General features: G+C 60.1%; 7 protein-coding genes and 1 tRNA gene. 4 read left to right on the top strand and 4 right to left on the bottom strand.

The window, feature by feature from the left end; genetic code table 11:
- Positions 1–533: 533 nt before the first annotated feature.
- A tRNA-Met gene (locus tag FHT84_RS21870) sits at positions 534–610 on the top strand.
- A 238-nt stretch (positions 611–848) separates the two neighbouring features.
- Here the strand turns inward: FHT84_RS21870 and FHT84_RS21865 are convergent.
- A complete protein-coding gene (locus FHT84_RS21865) occupies positions 849–1,622 on the bottom strand; it encodes a class I SAM-dependent methyltransferase (RefSeq protein WP_183765729.1) in 774 nt (257 codons plus the stop codon).
- A 236-nt stretch (positions 1,623–1,858) separates the two neighbouring features.
- On the opposite strand from FHT84_RS21865, the gene FHT84_RS21860 reads away from it, so the two are divergent.
- Positions 1,859–2,767, top strand: coding sequence for an alpha/beta hydrolase (locus tag FHT84_RS21860; RefSeq protein WP_113249554.1), 909 nt, complete (start codon positions 1,859–1,861; stop codon positions 2,765–2,767).
- Between the two features lie 3 nt (positions 2,768–2,770).
- On the opposite strand, the gene FHT84_RS21855 is transcribed toward FHT84_RS21860, so the two are convergent.
- From FHT84_RS21855 to FHT84_RS21845, 3 genes are all read right to left on the bottom strand, one after another.
- Positions 2,771–5,332 (bottom strand): FAD-dependent oxidoreductase, encoded by a 2,562-nt coding sequence (locus FHT84_RS21855; RefSeq protein WP_183765732.1) that lies wholly within the window; start codon positions 5,330–5,332, stop codon positions 2,771–2,773.
- Between the two features lie 182 nt (positions 5,333–5,514).
- Positions 5,515–6,405, bottom strand: coding sequence for an amino acid ABC transporter substrate-binding protein (locus FHT84_RS21850; RefSeq protein ID WP_112341780.1), 891 nt, complete (start codon positions 6,403–6,405; stop codon positions 5,515–5,517).
- Positions 6,406–6,553: 148 nt separating this feature from the next.
- Positions 6,554–7,417: a haloalkane dehalogenase gene (locus FHT84_RS21845; RefSeq protein ID WP_112341751.1), complete on the bottom strand. Its 864-nt coding sequence runs from the start codon at positions 7,415–7,417 to the stop codon at positions 6,554–6,556.
- 77 nt (positions 7,418–7,494) lie between these two features.
- Between FHT84_RS21845 and FHT84_RS21840 the strand changes: the two genes are divergently transcribed.
- Positions 7,495–7,977: a MarR family transcriptional regulator gene (locus tag FHT84_RS21840; protein ID WP_113249487.1), complete on the top strand. Its 483-nt coding sequence runs from the start codon at positions 7,495–7,497 to the stop codon at positions 7,975–7,977.
- Positions 7,978–8,100: 123 nt separating this feature from the next.
- The gene (locus FHT84_RS21835; RefSeq protein WP_246698674.1) at positions 8,101–8,805 is read left to right on the top strand and encodes an isochorismatase family protein; all 705 of its coding nucleotides are present in this window, start codon (positions 8,101–8,103) and stop codon (positions 8,803–8,805) included.
- The last annotated feature ends 50 nt before the right edge of the window (positions 8,806–8,855 follow it).

Genomic DNA, 8,855 nt, shown 5'->3' with positions numbered 1-8,855 from the left:
CGCCCATGGTACTTCGTCTTAAGACGCGGGAGAGTAGGTCGCTGCCAGGTCTGCTAATCGCAACTCCACGCTAAATCGATGAAATCGATTTATGCGTCACGCTAAACCGCTTCAGCGGTTTATGCGTCAGGCTAAATTGCTCAAGCAATCTATGCCTCATAAAATCTTCTCATCACACAGACGGCCCAAGCCGTGCTACAATAGGCCGCTCATGCGGCCTTTGCCGCTTCTGGAGCCAGGAAATTACCCCGACGTACCCGAAATACGGGGCCAAGGGCGCGGCAAACCCTTCGGGTTTGCGCAACCGCGATAAGCCCAAACGCGGCTTACGCTGGGAATACGCGACAAATCGCTCCGCGATTTGCGCTGGATAAGACGACAAATCGCTCCGCGATTGGCGTCGGTAACGCGATAAGCCACAACGCGGCTTACGCTGGGAACAAGGGACAAATCCTGCAGATTTGCCCGGATGAAGCATGAACCGCATAGCGGTTCACGCAACCGCGATAAACCCTTCGGGTTTACGCTGGTGACGCGGGGTGGAGCAGCCCGGTAGCTCGTCAGGCTCATAACCTGAAGGCCGCAGGTTCAAATCCTGCCCCCGCAACCAATTACAAAAAAAGCCCGCTTCAAGCGGGCTTTTTGCGTTCTGCCAACGCCGAAAGCATCCAACCAATCAGCCCCCAAAACAAGCATAACCAAACCACGCAACGCAACGCGCAAAACAAAGCATCAACACGGAACCAAGCGTTCCCAATACACACAATATCAAAGGTGCAAAGGCACAAGCGAGCGTTCCTAGATTTGCGTTGTAGTGCTTTCGCCGGGAGAGGCGAGGGGCTGCTCAGTCAACGGGCTCGCTCAGCGGTGATGATCCATGCGTGGGAGTTGAACAGCACGCCTCCGAAGATCATATGCGCTTCCAGTAGATCACGCAGCCGCTGCAGTGGCCGGTCGGGTGCCTCATCGGTGTGCATGAGCGCGTCCTTGACCATATAGAGACCGGCAAGGGCATCAAGGGCGGCATCGACATTAGCCCCATAGAACACCGGTTCCTTCACCTCGGTGAAGTCGATCGAGGTGAAGCCGGCGGTGCTTAACAGCTCTTTGGCTATGGTGGGATCGCCAAGCGAAAACGGCTTGCCGGCATTTTCTGGAATTCTGCTCCCTGGAGCTAGCGCATTCCGAATTGCGCCAGACCATTCGTTGCGCTCCTGGTTTTGCCATACCATCCAGGCGATGCGTCCACCCGGGCGCATTGCATGGGCGATATTGGTGAATGCCGCCGGCGGATCTGCAAAGAACATGACGCCGAACCGGCTGATGCATAGGTCGAAGCCGGCAGCTGGAAAGTCGTGAGTTTGTGCGTCACCCAGTTCGAAGCTGATGTTGCCCAATCCGGCTTCGGCGCTGCGTTGGCGGGCAATCTCAAGCATCTCGGCGGACGTGTCCACGCCGACCGCGCTGCCTTGTGTTGCGGCAAGAGCTGCTTCGCGAGTGGTTTGTCCAGCGCCGCAGCCGATATCGAGTATCCGGTCATGCGTCCGGACGCGGGCGGCGGCTCGCAAATGCAGGTTATGCCGTGATAGTTCAGCGTCGTAAAAATCAGCACATTGCAGCACTACAAGCCTCCCTCATCTCGTCTCGATCGCTATTGCGCGCAGTTCTCGCAAGACCCTCGAACAACTCCAATCCATTGTTCTCACACAATTCCGGATGAAAAACCGCTGGACGCTTTTCTGGAACTGCTCCGACGGACGTCGATGCCCCGTGTTGCAGCCTCATAAAACTGATTGCATAATAAAATCGGTTATGCAATATGAATCCAGTTGCAATTCGCAATCGGATGGGTTTTGTCATGGCAGAAACGAGATCGTTCGCAGCCACCGAGACGTCAATCGAGGTCAAGGGAGCGAAACTGCAGACCCAGGCTTTCGGTGATCCCTCCAGCCCGCCCATCATATTGATCATGGGAATGATGGCTTCGATGCTGTGGTGGCCGGACAGGTTCTGCGAGGCGCTCGCCGCCCGCCAGCGCTATGTGATCCGATACGACCAGCGCGATACGGGCCTCTCGACACATTATCCGCAAGGCGAACCCCATTATTCGTTCAGCGACTTGGCCGACGATGCCATCGCCATTCTCGACGGCTACGGATTGGAAACGGCGCATGTGGTGGGCATGTCGATGGGCGGCGCCGTTGCACAGGAGGTCGTGTTGCGCCATCCCCGGCGTGTGCGGACCCTCACGCTGATCAGCACATCACCGCTCGGCGTCGAGGGCTTGCCTTCCTCGACCAAGGCCTATCAGGAGCATTCCAGTTCGGCCGAAGCAGTCGATTGGTCCAAACTCGAGGCCATTGCCGATTTCCTGCGCCGCGAGACGGCCATGCTTGCCGGCACCCGGCATCCGCACGATCCTGATGCCGCAAGTGCCCTGATCGCCCGCGACATGGCGCGGGCGCCGTCATTTGCCAGTGCTACGAACCATTTCACGCTTGTGAGCGAAGAAAGGCCAGCAAGGCTTCACGCTTCCGATATCAAGCTGCCGGTCCTTGCGATCCACGGGTCAGCCGATCCGCTGTTTCCCATAGGGCATGGCGAGGCTTTCACCAAGGTCGTGCGAAATGTGCGGCTGCACCGGATCGAGGGTGGAGGGCACGAAATCCACGAGCGCGACATTGACGAGATCGTGCAGGCCATCATCGATCACACGGCCCGACAGACAACCGGAAAGCCAGGCATGACCTCGCTTTCCGGTCGTTAAAGATCAGCTTCTCGGCTTCAGGTTCTCTGCGTCATAGAGCGGCTTGTAGCCGACGCCGGCGACTTCGACCGGGTAGGTTTCGCCGAAATATTCGACCTTCAGTTTGCGGCCTTCCTGCGCATAGGACCAGGGGAGATAGGCGAGTGCGATATTCTTGCCGATGGTCGGGCCGTAGGCGATCGAAGTGGTGAAGGAGCGGCGGCCGAGCTCATCGACCAGGGTTTCGCCGGTTTCGGGATCCATGACCGGCAGGATGCCGACGGGGTAGCGGGCAACGCCGTTGGAGTCGATGTTGTCGGTCATCACAAGCGTGCAGAGCATGGCCGGCTGGTGTTCGCGGGCGCGGTATTCGAGGTGCTTGGCCTTGCCGCGGAAATCGGCTTCCTTGACCTTCGGGCGGCCGAGATCGGCTTCGAGAAGATTATATTCCGTCAGCAGGTCGGCATTCTGCAGGCGCAGGCTCTTTTCCATGCGGCGGCTGTTGGCATAGGTCTCGACGCCGACGGCGATGGCGCCGGTCGAGCGCAGCGCATCCCAGACGGCCAGCGCATCGCCATAGGCCATGTGCAGTTCCCAGCCCTGTTCGCCGACATAGGAGATGCGGAATGCCGTGACGTTCTTGCCGGCGATGCGGATCTGCTTGATCGCGGCGAAGGGGAAGTTTTCGTGCGAGAGGCTTTCCGGGTGCTCGACCACCTTCTGCAGGTTGGTGCGGGCATTCGGTCCCCAGATGCCGATCGTGACATAGCGTTCGGTGACATCGGTGATGGTGACGTCGAAACCCTTATCCTGGGCAACGCGGCGCATGTAGTGGAAATCGCGCGGGCCGGCGTCGGCGCCGTCGATCAGGCGGCAGCGGTCGGCCATGCGGATGACGGTGAAATCGGCCCGCACCATGCCCTCGTCGTCGAGGAAGTGGGTGTAGATGCCCTTGCCGATATTGGCCTCTCCGCCGATCTTGGCCGCGCAGAGCCATTCCAGCAGCTCGACATGATCGGGGCCCTCGATGTCGTACATGGCGAAGTGCGAGAGGTTGATGATGCCGCAATCTTCGCTCAGCGCCAGGTGCTCGGCATTGGAGACGCGCCAGAAATGGCGGTTGTCCCATTCGTTTTCGCGCACCGGGATGCGGTCGCCGTATTTTTCGAGCAGGTGCTCGTTGGCGGCATAGCCATGCGCGCGCTCCCAGCCGCCAAGCTCCATGAAATAGCCGCCGAGCTCTTTTTCCCGCTCATAGAAGGGCGAGCGGCGGATGTTGCGGCCGGTGGCATAGGGTTCGCGTGGGTGGACGGCGGGGTTATAGATCTTCTGGGCCGCCTCGGTGCAGCGGCCTTCGATGAATTTCTCTTCAAGCATATGCGGGTAGAAGCGGGAATAATCGATCCGGTTGTGGTCGATCGGCGTGCGGCCGTCCGTCATCCAGTCGGCGACCAGCTTGCCGAAGCCGGGGCCATCCTTCACCCAGATGGCGACGCAATACCAGAGGCCGCGAATCTTCTGGCTTTCGCCGACGGATGGGCCGCCATCGGTCGTGACCTGCAGGAGGCCGTTGAAGGAGTGGCCTTCATTGTAGCCGAGTTCGCCGAGGATCGGCGTCAGTTCCATGGCGCGTTCGAGCGGCTCGATGATCTGTTCCATGTCGAGGTCGCGCTGCGACGGCGACAGACGGGCCTCATGCTTTTCGAGGAGGTCGCGCGGATGGCAGAGGCGTGGGTTCTTCTCTTCGTAGTAACCCCATTCGATCTGGCCGCCTTCGGCGGTCTTCGGGTCGCCAGTGTCGCGCATATAGGCGGAGTTGCCCTGGTCGCGCATCAGCGGGAAACCGATTTCCTTACCGGTGTTGGCAAACTCGTTGTAGGGGCCGAAGAAGGTCAGCGGATGGTCGACCGGCATGACCGGCAGGTCTTCGCCGACCATTTCGGCGATCAGGCGGCCCCAGAGACCGGCGCAGACGATGACATAGTCTGCTTCGATCGTGCCGCGATGGGTGACGACGCCACTGATGCGGCCGTCTTTGACAATCAGCGACTGGGCCGGCGTATTGGCGAAGGATTGCAGCTTGCCGCTCTTTTCGCCCTGGTCGATCAGCTTGCCGGCAACGGTCTGCGAACGGGGTATGACGAGGCCGGCATCCGGGTCCCACATGCCGCCCTGGACCATGCTTTCCTCGATCAGCGGGAATTTTTCCTTGATCTCTGCGGGGTCGACCAGGCTCACGCGCGTGCCGAAGGCCTTGCCCGAGGTCACCTTGCGCTTGATTTCCGCCATGCGGTCGTCATCGCCGACGCGGGCGACTTCCAGGCCGCCGACGCGGGCATAGTGGCCGAGGTTATCGTAGAAATCGATGGAGTAGAGGGTCGTCCAGCAGGAAAGGAAATCATGGCTGGTCGTGTAGCAGAAGTCGGAGGCGTGCGCCGTCGAGCCGATATCCGTCGGGATACCGGACTTGTCGATGCCGACAATATCGTCCCAGCCGCGCTCGATCAGATGGTGGGCGATCGATGCGCCGACGATGCCGCCAAGCCCGATGATTACGACCTTCGCCTTTTGAGGAAATACTGCCATTTCGTGCGACCCTGATTGATACTGGAGACGGATTTTATGATGTGTGCGACGCCGACCAGAGCCTGTCTACGACATATTCAAGATGCTTGCACGACGACTGCAAGGCCGTTTCCCATCGAGACATCGCGCCCGTAGTTACAAGTGATCATGTCGCAAAGGCGACGGCATCGCCTCGGGGGCGTTTATTGCGGGATGGATTGCATCATGATCTCGCGACGCAGGATCGGGCCTTCCTCGCCGAAATAGGTCGTCAGCAGGTTGGCGAAATCATCCGACTGGTAGGTCTCGGTTAGCGTCTGATCGACGAGGAGGCGGAAGGCGGAATCGTCTTGCCGGAGCGCTATGCCATAGGGCTCATGCGTGAAGAGGCGGTTGCCGATGGCGAGCGTGGACGGATTGCGGGCATGGGAAGCGAGATCGAAGAGCAGGGCGCGATCGGCGAAATAGGCATCGATCTTGTGGTTTTCGAGCGCGACCAGGCCGTCCTGATGCGTGGCGAACTCGGCGATCCGCGTCTTCGGCACGTCGGAGCCTAGCGCTTCACGCAGGGTCGCGCCCGTCGTCGTGTTGGCGCGAACGCCGATCGTGCTCGTTGCGGGGGCGGGTTTGGCGGAGACTTGCGCCAGTCGCTTGTCGAGGAACAAAGTCATCAGATAATCGGGCGAATCCTTGCGCAGCAGGGCGCTGGCGCCGGTGATGAAGATCGGCTGCGAGAAGTCGACGCTCTGACGCCGTCCGAGATTGATGGTGAGGGCGCCGCAGAGAAGGTCGATCTGGCCGCTCTTCACCGCGTCGAAGCCATCGGCGAGTGCGGTTTCGACATAGTCGCGCTTCAGATTGGCGACCTTGCGTCCGACGGCATCGGCAATCTTGCCGCAGAGGTCGATGGCATAGCCCGTCGGGTTGCCGTCCTTCTTCTTGAAGGAGAAGGGTTCTTCGTCGCTGATGTAGCCAATGCGGATCGTGCCTTTTTGGGCGATGCGGTCGAGCGTCTGTGCTGCCGCTGCCGTATAGGCAGATATGCCGAGGAGAATGCCTGCCAGAACCAGTCGTCTCATGCAATTCGCCGGCATCATCCCGATCTCCAAAAGAAAAATAGGCAATCGCAAGGGCTTAGGCGCAGATTATGGGCTGTCAGGTTTTTGTCAACGGCGGATTGTCCCCGGTCTTTCCTGTCGAGCAGGAGTGGCGGAAACTGTGGTGCGCCGGAAGGCCAGATGTTTATCCGAACAAGGCGTGGCGATCCGCCCAGTCGGAAATCGCGGCGGCAATGGCTTCAGGTTGATCTTCCGGTGCATTGTGCCTGGCCGGTCCGCAATTCCTAACGTCGAGATTGGCAATATTTGCGCGACACCAGGCTGTCATAGGCTCGCCGATCAACAGCGTCTCGGGCGGACCTTCGAAGGTGAGCAGCAATTTGGGGACATCGGCATTCTCGGCAAGCCAGGCGTCGTAGGTCTCGATACGCCTGATCACATCGGCCGGCTCGCCTTCGATCGGCATCGAGCGTGGCCAGGCCAGCAGCGGCCGGCGGCTTTCGCGCGTTTGATAGGGGGCGGCATAAACGGCGTGATCCTCTTCGCTCAATCCTTTGAGAACGGTGGCCCTCAGAGCCTGTTCAATGAAGAAATTCTCGTCCAGCACCTTGGTTTCGCCGACCCCGGCCGTCCGCAGCGCTTCATAGCGAGGACGCGCATTTGGGAGATTCTCCCAGGTCATCGGCCTCACGATCGTTTCCATGAAGGCGATGCCGCGCACGCGCTCGGCATGGCGGGTCGCCCAGTCGAAGGCGAGAGCGCCACCCCAATCATGGCCGATCAATACGACATCATCGAGCGCGAGTTCGTCGAACCAAGCCTCGATATAGCGCGCGTGGTCGTCAAATGAATAGGCGATATCGGGCTTGCCGGACCGGCCCATGCCGATGAGATCGGGGGCAAGACGGCGGGCAGGCGTGGCGATCGCGGGCGCTACATGCCGCCAAAGGTAGGAGGAGGTGGGATTGCCATGCAGGAAGACGAAGGGTGTCCCCGTTCCGGCATCCTCGTAGAAGATCGTCGAGTCCAGGACATTGAGTGAGGGCACGCGGGTATCCCTTCCTGATGAGAAATGGTAAGGTAGCTGACTATTTATCACATTGGTCAGGTACCTGTCTATATCTCATGGAAAAGCGCGTTCCGACACATCTGTCACTGGGCTTGCTGCTGCGGCTCGTTCACCAGCATTGGGCGCAGGATGTCGATGCAGCTCTCGAAAAAGCAGGCTTCGACGATATCCGACCATCGCATGCCAATGTCTTCACCTTCATGCGCCCGGAAGGAATCCAGGTGAGCGAACTCACCCGGCTTGCGCATGTCCGCAAGCAGACGATGACGCAGGCGGTCGAGGAGCTGGAGCGGCTTGGTTACGTCGAACGACGCCCAGATCCCAACGACCGACGTGCACGGCTGGTCTTCCTGACCGAACGCGGCAGGGGAGTGCGGCCTGTCGCAATGGCAGCCGGCCGGCTGGTGGATCAGCGCTGGTCTGACATGGCTGGTTCGGAAGAAATCGATGCGCTCAAGCAAGCCCTGCAGAGCCTGCTGGGAAAGCTGCGCGGCGGCGACAGGAATGACGAAGGCCCAATGGGCGATACAGGCCCATAGGCGGCTCCCGCCGCTCATGGCGTCGGCAGAACACACCGCGAGACCATCACGAAGAGTTTCGTTACGCCCGCGCGTTTTCTCGCCTATCAATCCTGCACCATCGTCAAACTCATGAGGACGCTGATGCACAGGAGCAATGGACTTCGATACGGAGGCGGCGCGATAGGCAGAGCAGGTTTTGTCTTATGTGCCAGTTTTGCAGTTCTTTGTGCAGGCCTCAGCGCCATCTTCCCGTCGCCGGCGGCAGCGCAGACGATCATCGACGAATGGCAGACTGTGAAGCCGCCGGCGCCGCCGGAGCTGAAGACCGTTACCGTCGATCCGAAGACGACGGCGCTGCTGATCCTCGATTTCAACGGCGCGCAGGATCCGACCAAGGGGCCTTGCAACAAGAATACAAAGCCGCGCTGCCTCGCTTCCGTGCCCAAGGTGAAAACCCTGCTCGATCAGGCCCGCGCCAAGGAGATGCTCGTCGTTTTCAGTCTGGCGGGCGTTGGCCAGGCACAGGATATCGCGACCGCGCTGGCGCCCTTGGCAAGCGAGCCGGTCGTCAAATCCGGGCCGGACAAGTTCATTGGCACCAACCTGCGCAGCATTCTTTCCGACAAGGGCATCAAGACCGTCATCGTGACAGGCACGGCCGCGGAGGGTGCGGTGCTGGACACCGCAACGGACGCAGCGCTCAACGGCATGAATATCGTGCTTCCCGTCGACGGCATGTCGTCGACCGAGCTCTACGGCGAGCAATATGTGGCCTGGCACATGGTCAATGCACCCGGCGTCGCGCAGAAGACGGCGCTGACCAGCATCGACCGGATCAGGTTCTGATCCGCCGCGGTTTACCCTGCAGCCGGCCGGCCAGCAGGCTTCCAAGCGCG

The organism is Rhizobium sp. BK289 (assembly GCF_014193575.1).
Lineage (GTDB): Bacteria > Pseudomonadota > Alphaproteobacteria > Rhizobiales > Rhizobiaceae > Rhizobium > Rhizobium tropici_C.
This window is presented reverse-complemented; position numbering and strand designations above follow the sequence as displayed.

What these genes read in the sequence shown, in the direction of transcription:
- FHT84_RS21860 (WP_113249554.1), top strand. Translation starts at nt 1,859, where the DNA reads ATGGCAGAAACGAGATCGTTCGCAGCCACCGAGACGTCAATCGAGGTC.
- FHT84_RS21855 (WP_183765732.1), bottom strand. Translation starts at nt 5,332, where the DNA reads ATGGCAGTATTTCCTCAAAAGGCGAAGGTCGTAATCATCGGGCTTGGC.
- FHT84_RS21850 (WP_112341780.1), bottom strand. Translation starts at nt 6,405, where the DNA reads ATGCCGGCGAATTGCATGAGACGACTGGTTCTGGCAGGCATTCTCCTC.
- FHT84_RS21840 (WP_113249487.1), top strand. Translation starts at nt 7,495, where the DNA reads ATGGAAAAGCGCGTTCCGACACATCTGTCACTGGGCTTGCTGCTGCGG.
- FHT84_RS21835 (WP_246698674.1), top strand. Translation starts at nt 8,101, where the DNA reads ATGCACAGGAGCAATGGACTTCGATACGGAGGCGGCGCGATAGGCAGA.